Annotated in this window: 22 protein-coding genes, 1 pseudogene and 1 riboswitch; of the genes and pseudogenes, 6 read left to right on the top strand and 17 right to left on the bottom strand. The window is 72.0% G+C overall.

Translation table 11 applies throughout. The features are described from left to right. Positions 1–3 precede the first annotated feature (3 nt). The 5 genes and pseudogenes from ACH4LD_RS12500 to ACH4LD_RS12520 all read right to left on the bottom strand — a co-directional run bounded on the left by ACH4LD_RS12500 (position 4) and on the right by ACH4LD_RS12520 (position 5,124). Positions 4–651 carry a TetR/AcrR family transcriptional regulator gene (locus tag ACH4LD_RS12500; protein ID WP_398055918.1) on the bottom strand — a complete coding sequence of 216 codons (648 nt, stop codon included), beginning with the start codon at positions 649–651 and terminating at the stop codon, positions 4–6. Positions 652–751: 100 nt separating this feature from the next. Then, positions 752–892, bottom strand: a complete 141-nt coding sequence (locus ACH4LD_RS12505; RefSeq protein ID WP_132786613.1) for an SCO1431 family membrane protein — start codon at positions 890–892, stop codon at positions 752–754. A gap of 118 nt (positions 893–1,010) precedes the next feature. Further along, entirely contained in the window at positions 1,011–2,375 is a 1,365-nt protein-coding gene (locus tag ACH4LD_RS12510) for a peptidase C39 family protein (RefSeq protein ID WP_398055917.1), read from the bottom strand. Between the two features lie 212 nt (positions 2,376–2,587). Further along, positions 2,588–4,041: pseudogene (locus ACH4LD_RS12515) on the bottom strand (amino acid permease). A gap of 126 nt (positions 4,042–4,167) precedes the next feature. Continuing rightward, entirely contained in the window at positions 4,168–5,124 is a 957-nt protein-coding gene (locus tag ACH4LD_RS12520; RefSeq protein ID WP_398055916.1) for a hypothetical protein, read from the bottom strand. 239 nt (positions 5,125–5,363) lie between these two features. Here ACH4LD_RS12520 and ACH4LD_RS12525 point away from each other — a divergent pair, with 239 nt between their 5' ends. Then, positions 5,364–6,020: a uridine kinase gene (locus ACH4LD_RS12525; protein WP_398055915.1), complete on the top strand. Its 657-nt coding sequence runs from the start codon at positions 5,364–5,366 to the stop codon at positions 6,018–6,020. A 430-nt stretch (positions 6,021–6,450) separates the two neighbouring features. Further along, positions 6,451–8,313, top strand: a complete 1,863-nt coding sequence (locus ACH4LD_RS12530; protein WP_398055968.1) for an AAA family ATPase — start codon at positions 6,451–6,453, stop codon at positions 8,311–8,313. An 82-nt stretch (positions 8,314–8,395) separates the two neighbouring features. Here ACH4LD_RS12530 and ACH4LD_RS12535 read toward each other — a convergent pair whose 3' ends face one another. The 9 genes from ACH4LD_RS12535 to ACH4LD_RS12575 form a co-directional block, all read right to left on the bottom strand. Continuing rightward, entirely contained in the window at positions 8,396–9,469 is a 1,074-nt protein-coding gene (locus ACH4LD_RS12535; RefSeq protein ID WP_103816496.1) for a hemolysin family protein, read from the bottom strand. Next, positions 9,466–10,800, bottom strand: a complete 1,335-nt coding sequence (locus ACH4LD_RS12540; RefSeq protein WP_398055914.1) for a hemolysin family protein — start codon at positions 10,798–10,800, stop codon at positions 9,466–9,468. The genes ACH4LD_RS12535 and ACH4LD_RS12540 overlap by 4 nt, the downstream gene beginning before the upstream one ends. A gap of 164 nt (positions 10,801–10,964) precedes the next feature. After that, the gene (locus tag ACH4LD_RS12545; protein WP_132786607.1) at positions 10,965–11,435 is read right to left on the bottom strand and encodes a PH domain-containing protein; all 471 of its coding nucleotides are present in this window, start codon (positions 11,433–11,435) and stop codon (positions 10,965–10,967) included. A 14-nt stretch (positions 11,436–11,449) separates the two neighbouring features. Beyond that, entirely contained in the window at positions 11,450–12,298 is an 849-nt protein-coding gene (gene hisG / locus ACH4LD_RS12550) for an ATP phosphoribosyltransferase (RefSeq protein WP_398055913.1), read from the bottom strand. 55 nt (positions 12,299–12,353) lie between these two features. Further along, entirely contained in the window at positions 12,354–12,626 is a 273-nt protein-coding gene (locus tag ACH4LD_RS12555; protein WP_398055912.1) for a phosphoribosyl-ATP diphosphatase, read from the bottom strand. A 34-nt stretch (positions 12,627–12,660) separates the two neighbouring features. After that, positions 12,661–13,146, bottom strand: coding sequence for a 6,7-dimethyl-8-ribityllumazine synthase (ribH, locus tag ACH4LD_RS12560; protein WP_132786606.1), 486 nt, complete (start codon positions 13,144–13,146; stop codon positions 12,661–12,663). 23 nt (positions 13,147–13,169) lie between these two features. Next, positions 13,170–14,477, bottom strand: a complete 1,308-nt coding sequence (locus tag ACH4LD_RS12565; RefSeq protein ID WP_398055911.1) for a bifunctional 3,4-dihydroxy-2-butanone-4-phosphate synthase/GTP cyclohydrolase II — start codon at positions 14,475–14,477, stop codon at positions 13,170–13,172. Next, positions 14,474–15,115 carry a nicotinamide mononucleotide transporter family protein gene (locus ACH4LD_RS12570; RefSeq protein ID WP_132786604.1) on the bottom strand — a complete coding sequence of 214 codons (642 nt, stop codon included), beginning with the start codon at positions 15,113–15,115 and terminating at the stop codon, positions 14,474–14,476. Before ACH4LD_RS12570 ends, ACH4LD_RS12565 begins: the two co-directional genes overlap by 4 nt. After that, a complete protein-coding gene (locus ACH4LD_RS12575) occupies positions 15,112–15,717 on the bottom strand; it encodes a riboflavin synthase (RefSeq protein WP_103816490.1) in 606 nt (201 codons plus the stop codon). Before ACH4LD_RS12575 ends, ACH4LD_RS12570 begins: the two co-directional genes overlap by 4 nt. Before the next feature lie 162 nt (positions 15,718–15,879). Next, a riboswitch (FMN riboswitch) is annotated at positions 15,880–16,010 on the bottom strand. 259 nt (positions 16,011–16,269) lie between these two features. Here ACH4LD_RS12575 and ACH4LD_RS12580 point away from each other — a divergent pair. Next, the gene (locus tag ACH4LD_RS12580; RefSeq protein ID WP_398055910.1) at positions 16,270–16,758 is read left to right on the top strand and encodes a hypothetical protein; all 489 of its coding nucleotides are present in this window, start codon (positions 16,270–16,272) and stop codon (positions 16,756–16,758) included. Between the two features lie 123 nt (positions 16,759–16,881). Here ACH4LD_RS12580 and ACH4LD_RS12585 read toward each other — a convergent pair whose 3' ends face one another. Further along, positions 16,882–18,306: an ROK family transcriptional regulator gene (locus ACH4LD_RS12585; protein ID WP_398055909.1), complete on the bottom strand. Its 1,425-nt coding sequence runs from the start codon at positions 18,304–18,306 to the stop codon at positions 16,882–16,884. A 140-nt stretch (positions 18,307–18,446) separates the two neighbouring features. Here ACH4LD_RS12585 and ACH4LD_RS12590 point away from each other — a divergent pair, with 140 nt between their 5' ends. Next, positions 18,447–19,658, top strand: a complete 1,212-nt coding sequence (locus ACH4LD_RS12590) for an MFS transporter (RefSeq protein ID WP_398055908.1) — start codon at positions 18,447–18,449, stop codon at positions 19,656–19,658. Here ACH4LD_RS12590 and ACH4LD_RS12595 read toward each other — a convergent pair. Beyond that, positions 19,618–20,076 carry an acyl-CoA thioesterase gene (locus ACH4LD_RS12595; RefSeq protein WP_398055907.1) on the bottom strand — a complete coding sequence of 153 codons (459 nt, stop codon included), beginning with the start codon at positions 20,074–20,076 and terminating at the stop codon, positions 19,618–19,620. The two genes, ACH4LD_RS12590 and ACH4LD_RS12595, sit on opposite strands and share 41 nt — an antisense overlap. 106 nt (positions 20,077–20,182) lie before the next feature. Then, the gene (locus ACH4LD_RS12600) at positions 20,183–21,451 is read right to left on the bottom strand and encodes an alginate lyase family protein (RefSeq protein ID WP_398055906.1); all 1,269 of its coding nucleotides are present in this window, start codon (positions 21,449–21,451) and stop codon (positions 20,183–20,185) included. Positions 21,452–21,598: 147 nt separating this feature from the next. Here ACH4LD_RS12600 and ACH4LD_RS12605 point away from each other — a divergent pair, with 147 nt between their 5' ends. Further along, positions 21,599–23,014 carry a uracil-xanthine permease family protein gene (locus ACH4LD_RS12605; protein ID WP_398055905.1) on the top strand — a complete coding sequence of 472 codons (1,416 nt, stop codon included), beginning with the start codon at positions 21,599–21,601 and terminating at the stop codon, positions 23,012–23,014. A gap of 76 nt (positions 23,015–23,090) precedes the next feature. Next, a complete protein-coding gene (locus ACH4LD_RS12610) occupies positions 23,091–23,777 on the top strand; it encodes a DUF5995 family protein (protein WP_398055904.1) in 687 nt (228 codons plus the stop codon). Positions 23,778–23,848: the final 71 nt, after the last annotated feature.

Here is a 23,848-nt window from a genome sequence, read left to right on the forward strand (position 1 = left end):
GGATCAGCCGTCCCGGCGGGCGGGCGGCGGGGCCGGGTGGGCGGGGTCCAGCTCCTCGATGGCGCGCAGGACCCCGCCCAGCGTCTTCACCAGCAGCTCGCACATGGTCTCGCGGGACAGCCGGGGGCGGCTGATCCAGTCCAGGGTGGCGCCCTCCACGCTGCACACCCAGGACAGCAGACCCATCCGGGCCACCGGGGAGATGCCGGCGCGGCCATAGGCCCCCTCGGCGATCGTGGTGACGATCGCCTCGCGCACGCCGTCCCGGATCGCCTGCACCTCGGTGTCGAAGCCGACGCCGCCGCTGACGATGGTGCGGTAGGCGGCCTGATGGTGCTCGGCGTAGCGCAGATAGCCGTCGATCGTGCGGTGCACACGGTCCACGGCGGGCAGCTGCACCCCGCCGGCGGCGGAGGTGACCAGGTCGGCGACGGAGTCCTCGATGATCGCCAGGTAGTAGCCGCGCTTGGACCGGAAGTAGTAGTAGATCAGGCCCTTGGCCACCTGCGCCTGGCGGGCGATGTCGTCCATGGACAACGCGTCGTAGGACGTGTCGGCGAACAACTTCCGCCCGATGGCGATGAGTTCGGCGCGGCGCGCCACGGAGCGCTCGGTGCCGCGCGGACGGACGACGGCACGCTGCTGCGGCATGTTCAAGACCGGCCCTGATCTGGGTACGACGGGACAGCCGCAGTATGTCAGAACAAGTCGCGCGCCTGAGCGGCCCGTTCAGAGGCAGGCGCGCGTCGGTTCAGAGCAGGCCGAGCTGGGTCACCAGCATCGCGAACACCGCGACGAGGACCCAGCCCAGGATGTGCTCGACGATCTTCGGGCCGTCTTCCTGCGGGCCGCCGGTGACGGCGCGGGTGGCGGTGGCCGGGTGTGCGGTCATGGTGTTACTCGCAGAGGTCGGACGTATACGGCGGAATCCCCCCACCCATCCGTCCACCATGCCACCCGCGACGGCGTTCGCGGCGATGAGCTTGGTCACACGCCGCGCCCGCCGGACCTCAGTACACGCCCACCGCGGCGAGCGCCTTGCGCTGGTGCGGGGTCGGGTGGGCCGGGAAGTAGAGGTAGCAGACCCCTCCGGTGCCGGAGACGACCTTGCCGGAGGCGTTGTACCGCTTGGTCCTGAGCCAGATGTTCTCCCACTCGCGCCGCTTGTAGACGCGCCGCACCGCCTCGTCGCTCGGCGAGGCGGGGTCGTTGGCGATCACGTCCCCGTCCGCGGTGAAGCCGATGACGGTCATCAGATGGCCGGAGGTGCCGTAACCGGCCCCCGTCAGCTCCTCCTTGAGGAACGACTGGGACGTTATGGCCGGGATGCCGGCCGCGATCAGCGTCTCCAGGTCGGCGAGGGAGGCGAGCCGGGTGACCACGCCCTGCAGACCGTCGAAGGTGGCCGCGTAGGCGGCGTTGAACGGCCAGTTGCCACAGCCCTGGTACTGGTGGTCGTAGGTGAACCGGGCCGCGTGGCAGACCTGCGGGTCGGCGTAGGACGGGTCGACCCAGGACAGCTGCTCGGGCGTGAGCCGGCCGCCCCAGTACTCGATGATCATCTGTGAGGAGGTGGGGCTGCACCAGGCCTCGCCGCCGTTGTCGTACTCGGGGTACTGGCCCTTGTGGATCTCCTGCGAGTAGCGCGGGACGGCCAGTTCCTGGGCGAGTCCGGGGGTGGAGGCCGGCACGGTGAAGCGGTCGGGGATGTCGGAGCCCATGGCGCCGAGCCGCCAGACCGTCGGGGTCAGGTGCGTGCCGGGCCGGCGGTACAGGGTGAGGCGCAGCCGGTACGACGTCAGGCGCAGACCGGTGCTCGCGTCGTCGATGGCGAAGGTGTCCGTCCAGATCGTGCTCTTGCCGTCGGTCTGGTCGTCCACCGAGGTGCGCTTGATGTCCTGGTCGCCGGCGGCCCAGCGGCCCATCACGTACCAGGGTGTCTCGGTGCCGTCGGAGTACGTGCCGTGCAGCTCGACCTGGAGCCAGGTGCCGGCGGGGGTGTGCGCGTTCCAGGAGGCGATGACCTCGGTCGCGGGCACGGTGAGCCGGTGCACCGGGGAGGTCCAGGTGGCGTACTCCCAGGTGGCGGTGGTCCCGGTGTGCGGGTCGGTGTAGTCGGTACGGCCGGCGGGGGCGCCGATGACGACGCCGGGGCGGCTGCCGGAGACGGGCCGGGCGCCCTGGGCGGTGCCGCAGCGCCAGTCGCGGAACGTGGTCCAGCAGTGGTAGTCGATCGGGCGGGCCTGCGCCTGGCCGGGGTCGTCGGTGTCGGCGGGTCGCGGTGCGGCGGCAGCGGGGGCCGCTGTGCCGGTCACCGCCGCGGCGACGGCCACGGCCAGAACGGTTCTGCGGGACGGCTGTTGGGCTCTGCTCATGGGCGCGATGACCCCCAGGGTGTCCGAGACGGGCTGATCCGGTCCGGTAACTATGAAGCAGGCCGGATCTCGCTGCCAGCACTTCGGCGCATGCCGCCGTACGAATATTGGCCTGGACCACTGGCGGGGTGCCGGAAGGGGCGCGGGACCGTACCGCTGTGCGGCTCCCTCGCGCGGGCTCGACCAGCCCACGCGCCCGCGCCCCCGCGCGCTCAGACGAGGTCCATCGCGGCGACCTCGTCCGGGCGACCGTAGCTGACCGGTCCCTGGAAGCGGCGGCGGGCCGTGGCGAACCACCACACCGTCGCCACCAGCAGGACGACGGCGAGCGCGATCGGCGCGTAGTTGAAGGAGCCGACGGTGATCGGGGAGGCCTGCGGCAGCATGAACAGGACACTGCTGAGCAGGATCCAGGTCACCGCGAGCCAGCCGATCGGCCTGCCCCAGCGCCCCAGGTGCCAGGGACCGGGCCGGAACTCGTCGCCGAGCCGCAGCCGCAGGAAGATCGGCACGGCGTAGGCCAGGAAGAGGCCGACCACGTTGACGCTGACGATGGCGGTGAACGCCGTGTGTGACCACCAGCCCGGCACCACCAGGGCCAGCGAGCAGCCGACCGCGAGCCAGACCGCCTTCACCGGCGTGCGGGTGCGCAGCGAGACCGAGTGCCACCAGCGGGAGCCGGGCATGGCGCCGTCCCGCGAGAAGGCGAAGATCTGCCGGGTGTTGCTGGTGAGGTTGGCCAGACCGCAGAAGAGCATCGCGCCGATGACGATGAGCAGCATCACCTTGGCGGTGGGCAGGCCGAGGCCGTCGATGAGGATCTGCACGGGCGGCGCGGCGGCGCCGGCCACCTTGGCGTAGTCGCCGATGCTGTAGACCAGTGCCAGCATCAGGATCAGGCCGGTGACCGCGGAATAGCCGATGGCGCGGGTGATGCCCTTCGGTGCGCTGACCGTCGCGTGGACCGTTTCCTCGGACATGTGGAAGCTGCCGTCGAACCCGGTGAAGGTCCAGCTCGTGACCAGCAGGCCGAGCATGCCGCCGTAAAGCCCGCTCGTGAAGCCGGTGTTGTTCTCGAAATGGGTGACGAAGGAGGCGTGCTGGTGATGATCGGGCATCACGGTGAGTGCGCCCACGATCACGACGAGTCCGATCAGCAGCCACCACACGGAAATGCGGTTCAGTACGGCGACAAGCTGGACGGTGTAGGTGTTGGCGAGCCCCTGGAGCACGATGATCAGGGCCGTGACGAGGACCGTCTGGTGCGCGGTCGGCTGGTAGGAGGGCCACTGCAACTGCACGAACACCTGGATGAAGGTGGCGGCGGCATAGCCGGTGGCGGCGGTGCCACCGATCTGGCCGACGAAGTTCAGCCAGCCCGTGAACCACGACCAGGCGCCTTTGTGCCGCTTGGCGAGTTTGCCGGCGGAGAAATACAGGGCACCGCTCGTCGGATAGGCGGAGGCGACTTCCGCCATGGCCGCGCCGATGAGCAGCACCATGAGCGAGACGCCGATCCAGCCGAACACAAGAAGCGGGGGCCGCCCGCGTTCATGCCGAATCCGAAGGACGAGAAGATACCCGAGAGGATATTGATGATGGTGAACGAGATCGCGAAATTGTCGAACGCCTGGAAGCGCCGGGTGAGTTTCCGCGGATAACCCATCGCGTGCAGGGTGGCGTCGTCGTCGAGCACGACGGAGTCCGCCGCGCGGGCGCGGGCCCGGGGAGTCGACATCCGTTCCGACACAGATCGGCCTTTCTCTGGATGGGGGGTTGGGGGACGAGCGGGTCAGGCGGGCCCGGGGACGGGCAGCCCGCAGGCGCGCCGCGCCCGGGAGAGCTGCTCGGCGGGGTCGCCGAAGGCGCTCCACGGCATGCGCGAGGCGTACGGGCCCATCGCCGTGAAGACCGCCCGGGCCTCGAACGCGCGCTGGCCCATGACCAGCGCGTGCGCGAGGTAGGCCAGGTCGAGCACGGGGGTGAAGCGGTAACCGGCCACGGTGGGCAGCCAGTGCTGGTAGATCGCCAGTGCGGTGGAGCGCCACTGGGGCTGCTCCCAGACCCGGTCGGCGAGGAGCTGGGTGGGGTTGTAGCTCTCCACCAGGGCCACCAGGGGCAGCAGCCGGAGGGCGGAGTCGGTGGGCGCCCGCTGGCTGAGGAAGGCGGCCACGTCCCAGGCCGCGGTGACCGAGCCGCCGTACCGCGTGAAGAAGCAGGACAGGAAGCGGTGGTGGGCCTCGCGGTGCCAGGGGTCCAGGGACAGGATGTGCGCGAACAGCCGCCAGGGGCCGGGCGGGGCGGTGAGCAGGCCTTGCGGGGCCGGGTCGCGGAGCCGGTGCAGCCGGGCCATGGCGAGCCGGGCGACCCAGGGGGTGGGGTCGGCGGGGGCCGCCTCGGCGGCCCGGTCGCAGGCGGTCAGCGCTATCCGCTCCAGCGCCTCGGCACGCTCGTCACGGGCGTCGGCGGCCCGCAGGGCGCGCTGCACCGCGACCCGTGCCCACATGAGCGCGGCCTCGGGGGTCGGCTCCTCGGCGAGCCAGCGTTCGACCAGGTCGGTGCCGGCCGCCTCGGAGGCGAGGACCAGCGAGCGGTGGGCGCGCAGGGCGAAGTCGGAACGCGTCTCGGCGAGCGCCTCGTGGGCGTACCGGTGACGTCCGGCGCGCACATCGACGCATACGCTCGCCAGGACCCGGTCGTCGGCCGCCGGGTGCCATACATAGTGCCCTTCGAATAATTCCGCGGCCATGGTCCCCCTGCCGGTCCCCGTTCGACGCATCACGTTGCGCAGAAGGCACCTTACTCAGCGTGGGGCACACCTGGAACGCCGAATTCGACATATCGGTCAGGGGATTCGGACTGTTTATCGGTAGCCATTGACTGGTCGCCAGCCGATGGTTCAACGCGTGACAACCACTGGGCGCTTGATCCCTACTGACAGATGACCGCCACTAGACTGTTTCACGGAAAACCCACAACGCGGACCTCATGCCCCACACACTGCACGACACCCCGGGAATCACCATTCACGACCTCGCCGCCCGGCTGCCCGGGCTCCCGCCCTCACTGGGACCGGTCCGGCTGATCGCCGTCGACGGCCACGCCGGCTCGGGAAAGTCCACCTTCGCCGGGCGGCTGGCGCACGCACTGGGCGGGGCTCCGGTGCTCCACCTCGACGACATCGCCAGCCACGAGCGGCTCTTCTCGTGGACCGACCGGATCATGACGCAGGTGATCGAGCCCCTGACACGCGGCGAGAGCGCGCACTACACCCCTTACGACTGGCGGGCCCGCGCCTTCGGCGCCCCGCGCCCGCTGCCGGCGGCACCCGTCGTGCTGATCGAGGGCGTCGGCGCCGGCCGCCGCGCCCTGCGGCCGTACCTGGCCCGGCTGCTGTGGATGGAGGTGCCCCGGGAGGAGTCCTGGGCGCGCGGTCGGCGACGGGACGGCGCGGAGCAACGGGAGTTCTGGGACGGCTGGGTCGCGGCGGAGCGCGCGCACTTCGCCGAGGACCCCTCGCGCCCCCATGCCGATCTGCTGGTGCTCCAGCGACCCGAGGGATATGAGGTGCTGCCGGGACCGGCGAGGACCCCCGAAGTCGGACCGGATGTGACGCTGGGTGACGGACCGTCCCGGATGTGGTGAAGTCGTGAAGAGCCTTGCGGGACAACTTCTCCCGGTGCCTCAACTACGCTTGACCGGGGGGCCGTACAGGTCTTACGTTCTCAATGTGCGGCTTTCGGAGTCGCCCGTCGACGCGAAGCCCCCGGTTGTTCCCCCGTGACCGGGGGCTTCGTTCTGCCCGCCAAGGGGTGTTTCCAGGCGCCCCGCGCACCCGCGCTCTCACCCTCGGTCACGAAACGCCGTGCGCCCCGTCTGCTCCCACCTCGTCGAACGCCCCGTGCGGCACCCTTCGGCACGCGGAGGTACCGCGGGTACGATGCCCTCGGTGCGACCTTCGAGCGGCTGCCTCGCGCACTGCAACTCCGGTCCGCGGCACAGCGGTTCGACCGCGGCGGCCGTCGGGCGACTGCCCGGTGGTGAACCACGGGGACACGGTCTGTGGGGGGACGTGATGGACTTCGGCACGCAGGGCCCCGAGGCCCCGGCCGACCTCGCCTGGCTGCGGGGGGTGGACGCCTACACGATGGGCGCCTACCCGCAGGCGGAGGAGGAGTTCCGCACCGCGGTGCGGATGGACCCGGGCATGGCGGACGCCTGGCTCGGGCTGCACGCGCTCCGGGTCGACACGACCACCGCGCTGCTGCGGATGTTCCGGCACCGCGACCGCTTCGGCGAACAGCGCGCCCGGCACCGCCGCAGCCTCAACTCCTGGTACTGGCTGGGCTGGTGGGTGCAGCCGGTGCTGGAGAGCCCACGCGATCTGCTGCTGGCGCACGCCTCCCACTGGCTGGACGGCCGGCACGTGCCCGAGCTGGACCGCGCCCTCGCCGGGCTGCCCCCGGTGGACGCCGACCCGCAGGTCCGCTTCCTGCACGCCTGCCGCGCCTATCTGGTCAAGGACTGGGAACAACTGGTCCGGCACACCGATCCGCTGCTGGACGACTCCCTGCTCGGCATCGAGGCCGGCCTGTTCGGCGGCATGGCCCGGGTCCGGCTGGAGATGTACGGCCAGGCCGAGCCGCTGCTGTCGACGGCGCTGATGCGGTGCCGCAGCGAGCAGCCGCAGCGCAAGGAGCTGCGCTACTGGCTGGCGAGGGCGCACGAGGGAACGGGACGCTCGGCCGCCGCTCTCCCCCTGTACCGCGCGGTGCACCGGGTCGACCCGGCCTTCATGGACACCTCCGCCCGGCTCGCCGCGATCTCCGAGGGCGACGGGTACGACGAGACGGTCGACTACGCCGCGATCACGCTGAGCGGCGCGGGGCAGGACGTGGTGGACGGGCCGGACGGGTTCGATCCGCTGTTCGGCACGGAGGGCCGGGACCTGCGGCTGCCGGAGCCCGATCTGCCGACCGGGCCGCTGCCTTCGGTGGCCGATCCCTCGGTGCGGGCCAGGGCCGGGGTGGCCGCCGCGCCGATCCCGGCCGGGCCCACCGACCCGGCGTTACTGGAGGAGGCGCTCGCCGAACTGGAGCGCATGGTGGGGCTCGAACCGGTCAAGCGCCAGGTCAAGGCGCTGTCCGCGCAGTTGAACATGGCGCGGCTGCGGGCCGGGCAGGGGCTGCCGGTCCAGCCGCCCAAACGGCACTTCGTCTTCTCCGGCCCGTCCGGCACGGGCAAGACCACGGTCGCGCGGATTCTCGGCCGGGTGTTCTACGCGCTGGGGCTGCTGGGCGGGGACCACCTCGTGGAGGCCCAGCGCGCCGACCTGGTCGGCGAGTACCTGGGGCAGACGGCCGTGAAGGCCAACGAGCTGATCGACTCCGCGATCGGCGGGGTGCTGTTCGTGGACGAGGCCTACTCGCTGTCGAACTCCGGGTACGGCAAGGGCGACGCGTACGGCGACGAGGCCTTGCAGGTACTGCTGAAGCGGGCCGAGGACAACCGGGACCACCTGGTGGTGATCCTGGCCGGCTACCCGGAGGGCATGGACCGCCTGCTCGCCGCCAACCCCGGGCTGTCGTCCCGCTTCACCACCCGGGTGGACTTCCCCTCCTACCGGCCGCTGGAGCTGACCGAGATCGGCAAGGTGCTCGCGGCGGAGAACGGGGACCTGTGGGACGAGGAGGCGCTGGACGAGCTGCGGTCCATCGCCGGGCACGTCGTCGACCAAGGGTGGATCGACGAACTGGGGAACGGGCGGTTCCTGCGGACGCTGTACGAGAAGAGCTGCGCCTACCGGGACCTGCGGTTGTCGGCGTACGCCGGTGCGCTCACCCGGGACGACCTGGCGACGCTCCGGCTGCCGGACCTCATGCAGGCCTACGGTGAGGTGCTGTCAGGGCGGGCGCCCCAGGATCCGTCGGGTATGTGAGACACCCCTGTGAGGGGCGCGGGGAGCTGCGCGACCGGCCCGCCACCGGCCGGCGGCCGCACAGCTCCGCGTCACCGCCCGGCTAGCCGGCGAGCGCGCCCTCGGGCTCCCCGCTCACCCGGGGCTCCGGCATCTCCCGGTGCGCGGGGTCCCGGACCTCGCCCACCAGCATCTCCAGCACGTCCTCCAGGGCCACCAGCCCCAGCACCCTGCCGGTCGCGTCCGCCACCTGGGCCAGGTGCGTGGCCGCCCGGCGCATCACCGTCAGCGCGTCGTCCAGCGGCAGCTCGGCCCGGAGCGTGGCCATCGGGCGCCACACGTGCTGCGGGACGGCCCGGTCGGAGTCCTCCAGGTCGAGGACGTCCTTCACGTGCACGTACCCCATGAAGGGGCCCTTCTCGCCGGCCGCGACCGGGAAGCGGGAGTAGCCCGTGCGGGCGGTCAGCTCCACGATCTCGCCCGGGGTGACCGCCGGGGTCACCGTGACCAGGGCCTCCCGGCGCAGCAGGACGTCCGTCACCGGGCGCGAGCCCAGCTCCAGGGCGTCCTCCAGGCGCTCCTGCTCCTCCGGGTCGAGGAGTCCGGCCTGACCGGAGTCCTCCAGGAGCCGGTTGAGCTGCTCGGTGGTGACGACGGCCTCGACCTCGTCCTTCGGCTCCACCCGGAACAGCCGCAGGATGCCCTGGGCGCAGGCGCCGAGGGACACCGTGATCGGCTTGCAGAGGCGGGCGAACCAGACCAGGCCCGGACTGAGCCACAGCGCGGCCTTCTCCGGGGCGGCCATCGCGAGGTTCTTCGGGACCATCTCGCCGATGACGAGGTGGAAGAAGACCACGGCGGCCAGCGCGATGACGTAGCCCAGCGGGTGGATCATGCCGTGCGGGAGGTGGATCCACTCGAACACCGGCTCCAGCAGGTGCGCCACCGTGGGCTCGGCGACCGCGCCGAGCGTCAGCGAGCAGACGGTGATTCCGAACTGGGCGGCGGCCATCATCTGCGGCAGGTGTTCGAGGCCGTACAGCACCTGCCGGGCCCGGGCGGTGCCGAGCGGTTCGATCTGGCTGCGGCGGACGGAGACGAGCGCGAACTCGGCGCCGACGAAGAAACCGTTGGCGAGCACGAGCAGCGCCGCGAAGACCAGTTGGAGGACGCTCATCGGGCGGCCTCCATCACGTTCACCGCCGGGGCCGTCCTGACCAGGCGGACCCGTTCGGCGCGGTAGTGGCCGACCTGGCGGACCGAGAGCCGCCAGCCGGGCAGCTCGGCCCGGTCGCCAGGGGCCGGAATCCGGCCGAGCAGGTCGGCGACCAGGCCGGCGACGGTCTCGTACGGCCCCTCGGGCACGTCGAGGCCTATGCGCTGGAGGATGTCGACGCGGCAGCTTCCGTCCACGTCCCAGGCGGGCCTGCCGTCCTCGGGCGGGGCGGGGGCCAGCTCGGGCACGTCCTTGGCGTCGTGCTCGTCGCGGACCTCGCCGACCAGCTCCTCGACGATGTCCTCCAGGGTGACCACGCCGGCCGTGCCGCCGTACTCGTCCACGACGACCGCGATGGGCTGCTCACTGCGCAGCCGGGCGAGCAGGGGCTGGACCGGCAGGGTCTCGGGGACCAGGAGCGCCTTGCGGGCGATCCGGCTGACCGGCGTGCGCAGCCGGTCGTGCACGGGGACCGCCAGCGCGTCCTTGAGGTGGGCCATGCCGACGATCTCGTCGATCTTCTCCCGGTAGACGGGGAAGCGGGACAGGCCCGTGGCCCGGGTGAGGTTGACGACGTCCTCGGCGGTGGCCGAGTCCTGCAGCGCGCTCACCTTCACGCGCGGGGTCATGACGTGCTGAGCGGTCAGCTCGCCCAGGGACAGGGTGCGGACGAACAGGTCGGCCGTGTCCTGCTCCAGGGCCCCGGCCTGGGCGGAGTGCCGGGCCAGGGAGACGAGTTCACCGGGGGTGCGGGCGGAGGCCAGCTCGTCGGCGGGTTCGACGCCGAGGGCGCGGACCAGCCGGTTGGCGACCGTGTTCAGCGCCGAGATCACCGGGCGGAACAGGCGGGCGAAGCGGTGCTGGGGGCCGGCGACGAAGCGCGCGACCTGCAGCGGCCGGGACACCGCCCAGTTCTTGGGCACGAGTTCGCCGATCACCATCTGGATCGCGGAGGCCAGCAGCATGCCGACGACCACGGCGACGCCGGAGGCGGCACCCTCGGGGATGCCGAGGGCGGCGAACGGGCCGCGCAGCAGCTCGGCCAGGGCCGGTTCGGCGAGCATGCCGACGACCAGGGAGGTGATGGTGATGCCGAGCTGGGTGCCGGAGAGCTGGAAGGACAGCTCCTTCAGCGACTCCACGACCGTACGGGCGCGGGTGTCGCCGTCGGCGGCGGCCTGCTCGGCCTCCGGGCGCTCGACGGTCACCAGGCCGAACTCGGCCGCCACGAAGAAACCGTTGGCGAGAATCAGCAGGAACGCCGCTCCGAGGAGCAGCAGGGGGATGGTCACGCTGCCACCGCCTTCCCGCTGAGTCGGGCAGGGGTGGCGCAGGTACTACAGGACGATCCGTCCATCGCCGGAGGGAGTCACTCCTCGGGTAGCAGGAACCCCTGTGCACCGGGCGGCGCGCAGGGGCGGAGGCGCAGCGAGACGGCCTCCGCCCACCAGATTAATCAAGATCTGGGCTCATGCGGCAGGGCGGAGGGCGCCGAGTGGGCCTCGGCGAGCGCGCGCAGGGCCTTGGCGTCGGCGATGGCACGCTGCTTGGCGATGCCCGGCTGGATGCCCAGCGCGGGCAGGCTGGTGCCGTCGCTGAGGTCGAGGAACACCCACGGGTCACCCGGCCGGAGGTTCACCCGGAGGATCTCCTCCCAGGCCAGGCGGCGCTTGCTGACGATGTTGACAACGGTGACGCCGGACTCCTCGGCGACCACCTTCACCCGGGCGAGCTGGGCCAGGCCCCAGAAGATGAGCGCGCCGGTGATGACGAAGCTGAGCTTCGAACCCGGGCCGAGGTGCTCCAGCAGCAGGGCGATCCCGCTTATCACCAGGAAGATCACGACACCGGCGGTGAGCAGGATCGCCCGGGTGTGTCCCGGCCTGAAGGTGACGGGGAGGCGAGGAGGAGGGGGCAGGTCGGACATCTCGGGCGTACCTCTTACAGGCGGCAGGCGTGGATGGCCGTGGTCAGGATGGCGCGGGCGCCGATGGCGTACAGGTCGTCCATGATCCGCTGGGCCTCCTTGGCGGGGACCATGGCGCGGACCGCGACCCAGCCCTCGTTGTGCAGCGGGGAGACGGTCGGGGACTCCAGGCCGGGGGTGAGCGCGACGGCCTTCTCCAGCTGCTCGACCCGGCAGTCGTAGTCCATCATCACGTACGTCCGGGCCACCAGGACGCCCTGGAGGCGGCGCAGGAACTGCTGGACCTTCGGTTCCTCGGCGTCGGCGCCGGTGCGGCGGATGACGATCGCCTCGGACTTCATGATCGGCTCGCCGAAGACCTCCAGGCCCGCGTTGCGCAGGCTGGTGCCGGTCTCGACGACGTCGGCGATGACCTCGGCGACGCCCAGTTCGATCGCGGTCTCCACGGCGCCGTCCAGGTGGACGACGGAGGCGTCGATCCCGCGGTCCGCCAGGTGCTTGTCGACGATGCCCTCGTAGGAGGTGGCGACCGTCTTGCCCTTGAGGTCCTCGATGCCGCTCGCCGTTCCGGGCTTGGCGGCGAAGCGGAAGGTGGAGCGGGCGAAGCCGAGCGGCAGGATCTCCTCGGCGTCGGCGCCGGAGTCGATCAGCAGGTCACGGCCGGTGATGCCGATGTCGAGGCGGCCGGAGGAGACGTAGATCGCGATGTCGCGGGGGCGGAGGTAGAAGAACTCGACCTCGTTCTCCGGGTCGACGATGCGCAGTTCCTTGGACTCACGGCGCTGCTGGTAGCCGGCCTCATGCAGCATCTCCCCCGCAGGGCCGGACAGTGAACCCTTGTTGGGGACGGCGATGCGCAGCATGAGGTCGGCTTCCTTTGCGTGAAGGGGTTTTCTACGGCTGGTTGCGGCAGGCGGCTTACAGGTGGGCGTAGACGTCGTCCAGGGAGATCCCGCGGGCGACCATCATCACCTGGACGTGGTACAGCAGCTGCGAGATCTCCTCGGCCGCCGCCTCCTTGCCCTCGTACTCGGCGGCCATCCAGACCTCGGCGGCCTCCTCGACGACCTTCTTGCCGATGGCATGGACACCCTTGCCGACCAGCTCGGCGGTACGGGAGGTGGCGGGATCGCCGTGGGCGGCCTTCTGCTGGAGCTCGGCGAAGAGCTCCTCGAACGTCTTCTTGGACATGGTGCTGCCCACCCTACGCGGTCGGCCCCACTCCTCAGTGCCAGGGTTCGGATACTGAGCGGAGCGTGGCCGCGGTCGCGACGGCGGCGGTCACCGCCTCGTGGCCCTTGTCCTCGTTCGAGCCCTCCAGGCCGGCCCGGTCCAGGGCCTGCTCCTCGGTGTCGCAGGTGAGCACGCCGAAGCCGACGGGCACGCCGGTCTCCACGGACACCTGGGTGAGACCCTGGGTGACGCCCTGGCACACGTAGTCGAAGTGGGGGGTGCCGCCCCGGATGACGACGCCGAGGGCGACCACCGCGTCGTAGCCACGGCCCGCGAGGACCTTGGCGGCGACCGGCAGCTCGAAGCTGCCGGGGACCCGGATCAGGGTCGGCTCGTCGATGCCCAGGTCACTCAGGGCGCGCAGGGCGCCGTTCACCAGACCGTCCATCACCTGCTCGTGCCACTGCGCCGCGATGACGGCGACCCGCAGGTCGCTCACATTGCGTACGGACAGTTCCGGTGCACCCTTGCCGCTCACGTCTCTCCTCAGTGCTTTCGTGCTTACTGGTTGCCGCAGGTGGCCGCGGCCGCGGAGGCCGACACGGCGGGCGTGTCGAGCCAGGGCAGGTCGTGGCCCATCCGGTCCCGCTTGGTGCGCAGGTACCGGAGGTTGTGCTCACCGGCCTGTACGGGCATCGACTCGCGGCCGGTGACCTTCAGGCCGTGGCGCAGCAGCGCCTGGGTCTTGTCGGGGTTGTTGGTCATCAGCCGGACGCTGCGTACGCCGAGGTCGGCGAGGATCCGTGCGCCGGCGCCGTAGTCGCGGGCGTCGGCGGGCAGGCCGAGTTCCAGGTTGGCGTCCAGGGTGTCGTGGCCCTGTTCCTGGAGCTCGTAGGCGCGCAGCTTGGACAGCAGGCCGATGCCGCGTCCCTCGTGTCCGCGCAGGTAGACGACGACGCCCCGGCCCTGGGCCTGGATGCGTTCCAGGGCGGTGTCCAGCTGGGGGCCGCAGTCGCAGCGCAGGGACCCGAAGACGTCGCCGGTGAGGCATTCGGAGTGGACGCGGACCAGGACGTCCTCGCCGTCGCCGATCTCGCCGTGGACGAGGGCGACGTGCTCGACGCCGTCGACGGTGGACCGGTAGCCGTAGGCGGTGAAGGTGCCGTGCCGGGTGGGCAGACGGGTCTCTGCCTCGCGGCGGACGGTGGGCTCGCTGCCGCGGCGGTAGGCGATCAGGTCCGCGATGGAGATGATCGTCAGGCCGTGCTTGCGGGCGAACGGGATCAGCTCGGGCAGCCGGAGCATCCGGCCGTCCTCACCGGCGATCTCCACGATGGCGCCGGCCGGGCGGAGCCCCGCGAGCCGGGCGAGGTCGACGGCGGCCTCGGTGTGGCCGTTGCGCACGAGGACGCCGCCGGGCCGGGCGCGCAGCGGGAAGACGTGGCCGGGGCGGACGAGGTCGGTGGGCTGCGCCGTGCCGCTCGCGAGCAGCTGGAGCGTCGTCGCGCGGTCGGCGGCCGAGATGCCGGTGCTGACGCCGTGGGCGGCGGAGGCGTCCACCGAGATGGTGAACGCGGTCTTCATCGACTCGGTGTTGTCCTGGACCATCTGCGGCAGTCGCAGCCGGTCCAGCTCCTCACCCTCCATGGGGGCGCAGATCAGACCCCGGCATTCACTCATCATGAAGGCGACGATCTCAGGGGTCGCCTTCTCGGCGGCGATGACGAGGTCGCCCTCGTTCTCCCGGTCCTCGTCGTCCACGACGACCACCGGGCGGCCCGCCGCGATGTCGGCGATGGCCTGCTCGACCGGGTCGAGGGCGAAGTTCTCGGTGTCGTCGGTGCCGTACAGCAGCGGTGCCGAGGTCATGCCGGCGCTCCTTCCAGTGCGGGCTGCGGGCCCCGGCGGGAGCGCAGCCACCAGTCGCGCATGCCCCACAGGACGAGTGCGCCGTAGATGACGTAGACGAAGCCGGAGAAGGCGTAGCCGTTGGCGAAGTTGAGGGGGACGCCGACGAGGTCGACGAGCAGCCAGGCGATCCAGAACTCGACCATGCTCTTGGCCTGTGCGTACATCGCGACGATGGTGCCGACGAAGATGTAGGCGTCGGGCCAGGGGTCCCAGGAGAGCTTCGGGTAGGCCGTGAAGAGCAGGGCGACGGCGACCGTGCCGGCTGCGGCAGCGGCGAGCATGGCCGCGCGCTCCCGCCAGGTGGCGAAGCGGGGGGCGATGTGGCCGTCGTCGGACCGGTCCTTGCTGCGCTGCCACTGCCACCAGCCGTACAGCGCGACGGCCATGACGACGACCTGCTTGCCGGCGCTGCCGGTCAGGTGGCCGTAGAAGGCGGCGAACAGGACCAGGCCGGACAGGAACTGCACGGGCCAGGTCCACAGGGAGCGGCGCCAGCCGAGGGCGAGGGTGATGAGGCCCAGGATGTTGCCGATCATGTCGGACCAGATGATGTGCTGGCCGAAGAGGGTGAACGCCTCGGAGTTCATCCAGTTCACTTGCCGGCCCCCTGCCCGGCCGCGAGCAGCCGCTCCACGTACTTGGCGATGACGTCCACTTCGAGGTTGACCGGGTCGCCGGGCTGCTTCACGCCGAGCGTGGTGAGGGCGAGGGTGGTCGGGATGAGGCTGACGGTGAAGTAGTCGGGGCCGGCCTCCACGACGGTGAGGCTGATGCCGTCGACGGTGATGGAGCCCTTCTCCACGACGTAGCGGGAGAGGTCCGCGGGGAGGGAGATCTTCACGATCTCCCAGTGCTCGGAGGGGGTGCGGGCCAGGATCTCGCCGGTGCCGTCCACGTGTCCCTGGACGATGTGTCCGCCGAGGCGGGCGCCGACGGCGGTGGGGCGCTCCAGGTTGACGCGGGAGCCGAGGGTGAGCGCGCCCAGGCTGGAGCGCTTCAGGGTCTCGGCCATGACGTCGGCGGTGAATTCGTCGCCCTCGTGCTCGACGACGGTGAGACAGACCCCGTTCACGGCGATGGAGTCGCCGTGGCGTGCGCCCTCGGTCACGACGGGGCCGCGGAGCCGGAAGCGGGAGGAGTCGCCGAGGTTCTCGACGGCGGTGACTTCACCCAGTTCTTCGACGATTCCGGTGAACACTTCCCGGGTCCTCCTGCCTCTTCGGGCACGGACTCCGGGGCCTGTCGATGACGACAGAAAGGGACGGATGAGCACACACCGGGGGCGTCGCCGAAAGGACACGTCCGCGCAGGGACGCGTCCAGATACGGCGGCGCGCACACGGGAGACGCATGCCCGCCCGCCGCGCACTGCCTCCCATCCGGACTTTAACCGTCGGTCCAGGAATTTCACCTGGTCAACCGGCCGCTGGAAGCGACCGGGTCGCGGACTGTAACCGCCGGTTCGGACTTTCACCGACCCCGGAGTGCGCTGCTTCTGGTACAGGGCCAGTGTGCCACGCCCGGTAGGCGTCCATGCGGGTGAGGGGTGTGGGGTCGCTCACAGTGCGTGTCACCGCCCTTGCGTCACGCGGCCGACGCCGTCAACTGGTCGGCGGGGAAGGAGTATTGGCCTCGGTCCGGACCATTGACCGTACTGGTCTAGTCCTTTTAGGGTGCGGACGGGCCCGGCGGCGGTGACGACGGCCCTTGCCCGCCGCCGGGCCGCCACCGCGCCCAGTACAGTCACCCGCATGACGGCACCGGTGATCCGCGCGATCGAGTGGGACGGGACGGCGTGGGACGACCCCTCCGCGGACCAACTCCACGATCTGCTGGCGGACATGAGTCTGACCTGGCGCTTCGTCATCGTCGAGCGGCTCGACCGGGAGCCTGCCGGGCACCACTGCATGCAGGTGTGTCTCAACGATGATCTGAGCTACCGGGTGGAGTATCGGGAGGGCGGCCCGGACCGGCACTTCCAGGCCCGGGTGCCGCGCGAGCACGAGGTGTTCGCCGTCGAGCCCGTGGCCGAGGTGGTACAGGCCTGGGCGTTCGAACGACCGGGCTGGCGGGGAGGCGCTGCCGTGGGTGCCGTGGCGACCCTCGGGGGAGCCGCAGGGGCCGTGAGGTCTTCCGAGCTCCTGGGGCAGCCGGGAGAGCCGCTTGGGCGTCGAGGTCGCACGGCAGCCCGGAGCGCCGCCCGGCGCCGAGGTCACGCGACAGTCCGGAGCGCCGTTTGAGCCGAGGCGGCCCGGCCTGAGATTCCCGGGCCCCGCCGGAAGAGCCGTCCGAGGACCGGTGTCCGCCCCGTCGCGACCGGGAGGGCCGCCCCGGTCCAGGGCCGCGGGCGCTGCGGCGGTGTGTCAGCCGCCCGGGCGCTCCGGTGGCGCGAACAGCTCGTCCTGTGCCCGCTCCCGGGCGGTGAGGAGCGCGCCGCGGAGTACGGCCGTCCCGCCGAGGCTGCTCGCCCGAACCTCGGTGACCAGCGGCGACATCCGACGCAACCGCTCCTCCACCAGCCCGGCGAGCACCGCGCCCCCGGCCTGGCCGACCTCCCCGCCGAGCACCACACAGCCGGGGTCCAGAACAGCCACCACGGATGCGGCACCGACGGCGACCCGGTCGGCGAGGATGCGGAGGAAACGGGCGGCGGGAAGGTCACTTGGCAGGGTCACCGGGGGTGCGCCGCCCGGCTGCGCCTGCGGGGACGCCACGTCTCCGACCTGCTCCGGCGTCGCTGTCGCAGCCGACGCGGCACCGGAGCCGGGCCGCGCCACCGGCAGCGCCCCGGGCACGGGCACCGCCGCTGCCCGCCCCGCCACAGGCACAGGCACCGCCTCCCCCGCCTTCTCCACCTCCGCCACAGCGCACCGCACCGCCTCCGCCGCGCCGGGGCCGTCCGGTGTGGCAGGGGTCGGGAGGCCGCACTCGGCTGCCAGGGAGGCGACCGCCGCCGCGCCGGTGAGGGAGTGGAAGCCGCCGGCGCAGTCGGTCGCCGAGGGCAGCCTGGCCGTTCCCGGGACCGGCAGGAAGCCGATCTCACCGGTGCCGCCGGAGGCCCCGCGGCGCAGGGTGCCGTCCAGGACGACCGCGGCGCCGACGCCGTGGCCGAGCCAGAGCAGGACGAAGGTGTCCCGGTCGCGCGCGGCGCCCTCGCGCTGTTCGGCCAGGGCGGCGAGGTTGGTCTCGTTCTCGACGGTGACGCGTGCGCCGGGCAGCCGCTCCTGGAGGGTGACGGCCAGGCTGCGGTGCCAGGCGGGCAGCCCGGCCGAGTCACGGAGGTCTCCGGTGGCCGGGTCGATCAGACCGGGCGCGCCGATGCCGACGGTGTGCAGGCTCCCCCACCCCCGAACGCCCTCGCGCGGGGGCGCCCCCATGGCGCCGGCCTCCTTCGCGGCGTTCTCCACCGCCGCCACCGCCTGCTCCACGGCGGGCCCGGTCCCGGCGTCGGGGTCGATCGGCACGGACGCCTCGGCGAGCACCCGCCCGACCAGGTCGGAGACGAGGACGAAGACGCCCTCGGTGCGGACGTCGAGCGCGGCGAGGTGGGCGCGGTCGGCGACGATGCCGTAGACCCGGGCGTTCGGGCCCCGGCGCTGCTCGCCGGATTCGCCGACCACCGTGATCAGCCCGGAGGCCGTGAGCCGGTCGACCAGGTCGGCGACCGTGGGGCGGGACAGTCCGGTCAGCTGCTTCAACTGCCCTGCCGTGAGCGGGCCTTCCTGCTGCAACAGCCTCAGGGCAAGCCGGTCGTTGAGGGCCCGTGCGGTGCTGGGTGATGCGGGCATGACGGGAATCCTCCCAGATCGCCGTGGCAGGCGAGGTCCTTGTATCCGCTATCTATCAGGCAGGGTTCCTGATAGTTTACGGCGCGTTGCAGTGGAGCGGCGCCCCTGGGGCCGGGCACTCCCGTGGAGGGGACAGGATCATGAGTGACGTTACGCCTGCGGGCGATGAGGTCAGGCGCGCCCGGTACGCCGTGGCGGCCGTCTTCGCCGTGCACGGCGCGGTGACCGGCTCCTTCGCGACGCGCGTGCCCTGGGTCCAGGACCACACCTCGCTCGGCGCGGGCCAGTTGGGGTTCGCCCTGGCCTTCACGGCGCTCGGCGCCTCGTGCGCGATGCCGCTGGCGGGCGGGATCACCCACCGCTTCGGCAGCCGTGCGGCCCTGCGCGGGCTGCTCGCGCTGTGGACGCTGTCCCTGATCCTGCCGTCGATCGCGCCGAACCTGGTCACCTTGTGCCTGGCGATGTTCGTCTACGGCGCCAGCGCGGGCATGGCCGATGTCGCGATGAACGCGCTCGGTGTGGAGGTCGAGCGGCGGCTCGGGAAGTCGATCATGTCGGGTCTGCACGGCATGTGGAGCGCGGGCGCCCTGATCGGCTCGGCGGCCGGCACCCTCGCCGCGCACCTCGGCGCGGACGCGCGCGTGCACTTCGCCCTGGCCTCGGCCGTCCTCACCCTGCTCGGCCTGGTGGCCTGCAGCTGGGTGCTGGACCTCCAGCCCGCCGAGGACGAGGAGCCGCCCCCGCGGTTCGCGCTGCCGCCGCGCTCCGCCCTGCTGATCGGCGCGGTCGGCTTCTGCGCGGTGTTCGCGGAGGGCGCGAGCCTGGACTGGTCGGCGGTGTTCCTGCGGGACCGGCTGGACAGTTCGGCCGGGCTGGCGGCGGCCTCCACGACCGGGTTCATGCTGACCATGGCGGTGGCCCGCATCGCCGGGGACGCGGTGGTGAACCGCTTCGGCGCGGTCCGCACGGTGCGGGCCGGCGGTGTCCTGGCCGGGCTGGGCGGGCTGCTGATCGTGCTCGCCGGGCATCCGTTGGTGGCGATGGCCGGATTCGCGCTGATGGGGCTCGGCATCGCGGTGGTCGTACCGCTGTGCTTCGCGGCGGCCGGGCACGCGGGCCCGAACCCCAGCCAGGCCATCGCGGGCGTGGCGACCATCACCTACACCTCGGGGCTGATCGCGCCGAGCCTGATCGGCGGGGTGGCCCAGGCGACCAGCCTGATGGTGTCCTTCGTGGTGGTGACGGCGCTGGCGTGCGGGCTCGCGGTCTTCGCCGGCGTGCTGCGCACCGCCGAGCGTGTCGGCGGCGAGGTCAGCCGGCGGGCCGCAGCAGTTCCCGACCCGCGGCCCTGAAGGTCTCGCTCCAGGGCGCGGGGCGCAGGGTCGCCGCGTCCAGCCGGACCAGGACGCGGGTGCCCCGGGCGTAGGTCTCGGTCCCGTCGGCCGAGCAGAACCGGAAGCCGTAGGTGAGGCCGGTGGTGCCGAGCCGTTCCAGCCAGAGGTGCACGGCGTAGGTGCCGGGGCGGGTGACCGGCGCCTCGTAACCGATGCGCAGTTCGCGCACCGCGTTGCAGGCGTCGCCGGCCGCCGCCCAGTCGCCGTCGAAGCGGACGCCGTGCTCGTTCCACAGCTCGGTCCAGGCGCGCTCGACCATCAGCGGGTAACGGGCGTTGTGCAGCAGCCCGAGCGCGTCGAGGTCGTCGAAGTGAACGGTGACGGGGATCAGCCGGCCGTAGGAGACGGCGGGGGCGGTCGGGGCTTCGGCGGTCACGGGAAGGGCTCCTGAGCAGCGCTGTTGGGGTGGCGACACCCCCGTACGCCACCATACTAAGCGACCGCTCAGGAGCTCGGCCGGGAAGGCCCCAGGTCAGCGCGGTTCAACCCGCTATCGAGTCCAGTTGCTCGGCGGCGGGCCGCAGCGCCCAGAGGTCTCCCCCGGGCGGCGCCTCCAGCTTCGGCACGGCCGCCCTGGCCGACCGGTCACCGGCGTCGGCCGCCGCGTGCACCACGTCGGCCGCCGCGTAGCGGTGGAACTCCAGCTCGGGGTGCGGCCAGGCCTCGGCGCCGGTCGCGGCGGGCAGCAGGTAGTCGACCGCCTTGAACAAGCTCTGCCCGTCCGGCCCCGCGTAGGCCCACAGGTTCACCCCGACGTGCCGGCCGATGGCCGCGAGCCGGGTGTAGGCGACCAGGTCGAAGGTGGAGTAGTGCCAGCTCCGCGTGCGGGTGACCTCCTGGGGCTGGCTGCCGTCGGCCGCGATCTGCGGGTCGATCCGCTTCGCGCGCGCGTCCAGCACGGTCCGCCGGGCGAGCGCGGTGTCGCCGGTGGCGTAGGCGAGGGCGGCGAGCTGCATGTCGTAGAAGGTGCCGTGGTTGTTGGCGGCGGCGCCCTCCTGCCGGCCGAAGTCGCTGTTCTTCAGCCAGTCGCGGAAGTCCTCGTTCCAGCGGGTCATCGCGGTGCGGTCGGCGGCCGTCCAGCCGGGTGCGCCGGTGGCGAGGATGGCCTGTGCGTCCAGGACGCTGGTGTAGGACTGCGAGAAGTCGATGATGCCGATGGCCCGGCCGTCGTACTTGCACGGGATGAACTGGGCGTGGTCCAGGTCGGGGTTCATCCGGGTGGCCGGGTCGAGGAACCAGGTGCGCAGGATCTGCCCGGCCTTCTCCGCGTAGCTCCGCCGGCCGGTGTAGTACCAGGCGAGCGAGAGGTCGTACGTCGCGTCGAAGACCTTCTCCACGTCCTGCCGGTCGGTCCCGCTGTCGACCTCCGGATTGCGCCGGCCGTCGCGCTGGACGTAGGGGCAGCCCCAGGGGTTGTCGGCGGTGGGGGCGGTCGTGGGCCACCAGTAGGGGGCCTGGCTCAGGTAGTCGTGAATGTCGCCGCCGGGGGCGGGCTTCGGCTTGTCGACGACCGTCCAGGGGCCCTGGTCCAGCCAGGCGTCGGCGCGGGTGGTCAGGTCCGCGAGGGCGCGCCGGAGCCGGGGGTCGTGGGGCAGGCGGGCCCGGGTCTGCTGGAGGCGGACGCCGTCGAGGACCGCGGTCCGCGGAACCGCCTTGGACGGGGACGGCGTGGCGTGGGCGGAGGGGACGAGCAGGGCTCCGAAGGCCACCACGGCGGCGAGCAGCGCGGCCGCACGGGGTCTTCCACTCATTCAGGCACTCCGATCTTCGCTCGACCCGATCAGACCTCGATCAGGTATGTGAACGCAGTTCATGAGGAGGACCGTGCGAGCGTAGAGCCGCCAGGTACCCCTGACAATGGTTCGGAACCTCTTCACGTACAGAAAGCGAAACCCCTCATGGATCTCGGCGTGCGCTGGAAGCTGCACGGTGACGGGCGCACGCCCGCGCCCGGAGCGGTGGTACGCCCCGACGAACGGCTGTCCTGGCCCCGCACCGTGGGTCTGGGCGCCCAGCACGTGGTCGCGATGTTCGGCGCCTCGTTCGTGGCCCCCGTGCTCATGGGCCTGGACCCCAACCTGGCGATCATGATGTCGGGCGTGGCGACCATGATCTTCCTGCTCGCCACCCGCGGCCGGGTGCCGAGCTACCTCGGCTGCTCCCTGTCCTTCGTGGGCGTGGCCGCCGTCATCCGCGCGCAGGGCGGTACGAGCGCGACCGTGACCGGCGCGGTCCTCGTGGTCGGTGTCGTGCTGTTCCTGGTCGGTCTCGCGGTGCAGCGCTTCGGGGCGCGGATCATCCACGCCGCCATGCCGCCGATCGTCACCGGCGCGGTCGTCATGCTGATCGGCTTCAACCTGGCCCCGGTGACCGCGTCCACCTACTGGCCGCAGGACCAGTGGACCGCCCTGCTGGTGATGCTCTTCACCGGTCTGGCGGTCGTCTGTCTGCGGGGTTTCTGGTCCCGCGTCGCGATCTTCCTGGGCCTCGTGTTCGGGTACGGACTCTCCTGGGCGTCCGACCGGGTCTTCGGCAGGATCCACTCGGTGGACGCCAGCGGCAAGCTCACCGACCACTGGCGTCTGGACCTCTCCGGCGTCTCCAAGGCCGACTGGATCGGCCTGCCGTCCTTCCACGGCCCGACCTTCCAGTGGTCGGCGGTCCTGGTCGCGCTGCCGGTCGTCATCGCGCTGGTCGCGGAGAACGCGGGCCACGTCAAGGCGGTCGGCGAGATGACCGGCGACCCGCTGGACGACAAGCTCGGTACGGCGATCTCGGCGGACGGCGTCGCCTCCGTGCTGTCGACGGCCGTCGGCGGCCCGCCCAACACCACCTACTCCGAGAACATCGGCGTGATGGCCGCGACCCGCGTCTACTCCACCGCCGCCTACTGGGCCGCCGCCGGTTTCGCGCTGCTCTTCGGCGTCTGCCCCAAGTTCGGCGCGGTCGTCGCCGCGATCCCGGGCGGGGTGCTCGGCGGCATCACCGTCATCCTCTACGGCATGATCGGCCTGCTCGGCGCCCAGATCTGGCTGAACGCCAAGGTGGACCTGCGCAACCCGCTGAACCTGGTCCCGGCCGCGGCCGGCATCATCATCGGCGTCGGCAACGTCAGCATGAAGTTCACCGACACCTTCTCGCTCAGCGGCATCGCCCTCGGCACGCTGGTCGTCATCACCGGCTACCACGCGCTGCGCGCCTTCGCCCCGGCCCACCTGAAGAAGCAGGAGCCGCTGCTGGACGAGGGCACCTCCTCCTACGACAGGGAGGCGGAGGCGGACACGGACACGGCCGCCCCGCGCGCCGAGTCGTAGTCCGGCGTTCCCCCGTTCCGGCGAAGCACCGGGCCGGTCGGCACACCGGCCGGCCCCGGGCTGGGACCCTTCCCTCATGGTGCAGCTGGAACACCTCACCGCCCCCGTCGACGCCGTCGTCGCACGGATGCGCGCGCTGGACGCGGCCCTGCCCCCACGGGACGGCGTCGCCGTCTTCAACCGGGTCTACCTCGCCGTCACCGAGGAGATCGACCGGCGCCTGGACGCCGGGGAGTTCCCGGACCCGCGCGCGGCGACCGCGCTGGACGTGCGGTTCGCCGAGCGCTACCTGGCGGCGGTGGACGCGGCCGCGGCGGACCGCCGCCCGCCCGCCTGCTGGCGGCCCCTGTTCCAGTTCCGCCGCCATCCCGGAGTACGACCGCTGCAGTTCGCGCTGGCGGGCATCAACGCGCACATCGGGCACGACCTGGCCCTCGCCGTGGTCGACGCCTGCCGCACGCTCGGCTGTGAACCGGCCGACCTGGAGGACGAGTTCGACCGCGTGGGTGATCTCCTGGTGTCGCTGGAGGAGCGCATCCGCGAGGATCTGATGCCCGGCCCCGACCTGTTCCAGATCGCCGACCCGCTCACCCATCTGCTGGGCTCCTGGAGCCTGGAGCGGGCCCGGGACGCGACCTGGGCGGCGGCCCGGGCCCTGTGGGCGTTACGGACTTGCGCCGACGTGGCCGAGGAGTTCACCGAACGGCTGGACGCGGCGGTGGGGTTCGCGGGCCGGATGCTGCTGACACCGCTGGCCGACTGATCCGCCAGGGGGTTGAGGAAGGCGCGGGCGGCCGGAGTCGGTGGCCGGCCGCCCGCGCCCTGGTCCGTCTC

Origin of the sequence: Streptomyces sp. NPDC017676 (genome assembly GCF_044329325.1) — a bacterium.
In the GTDB taxonomy this organism is placed as follows: domain Bacteria; phylum Actinomycetota; class Actinomycetes; order Streptomycetales; family Streptomycetaceae; genus Streptomyces.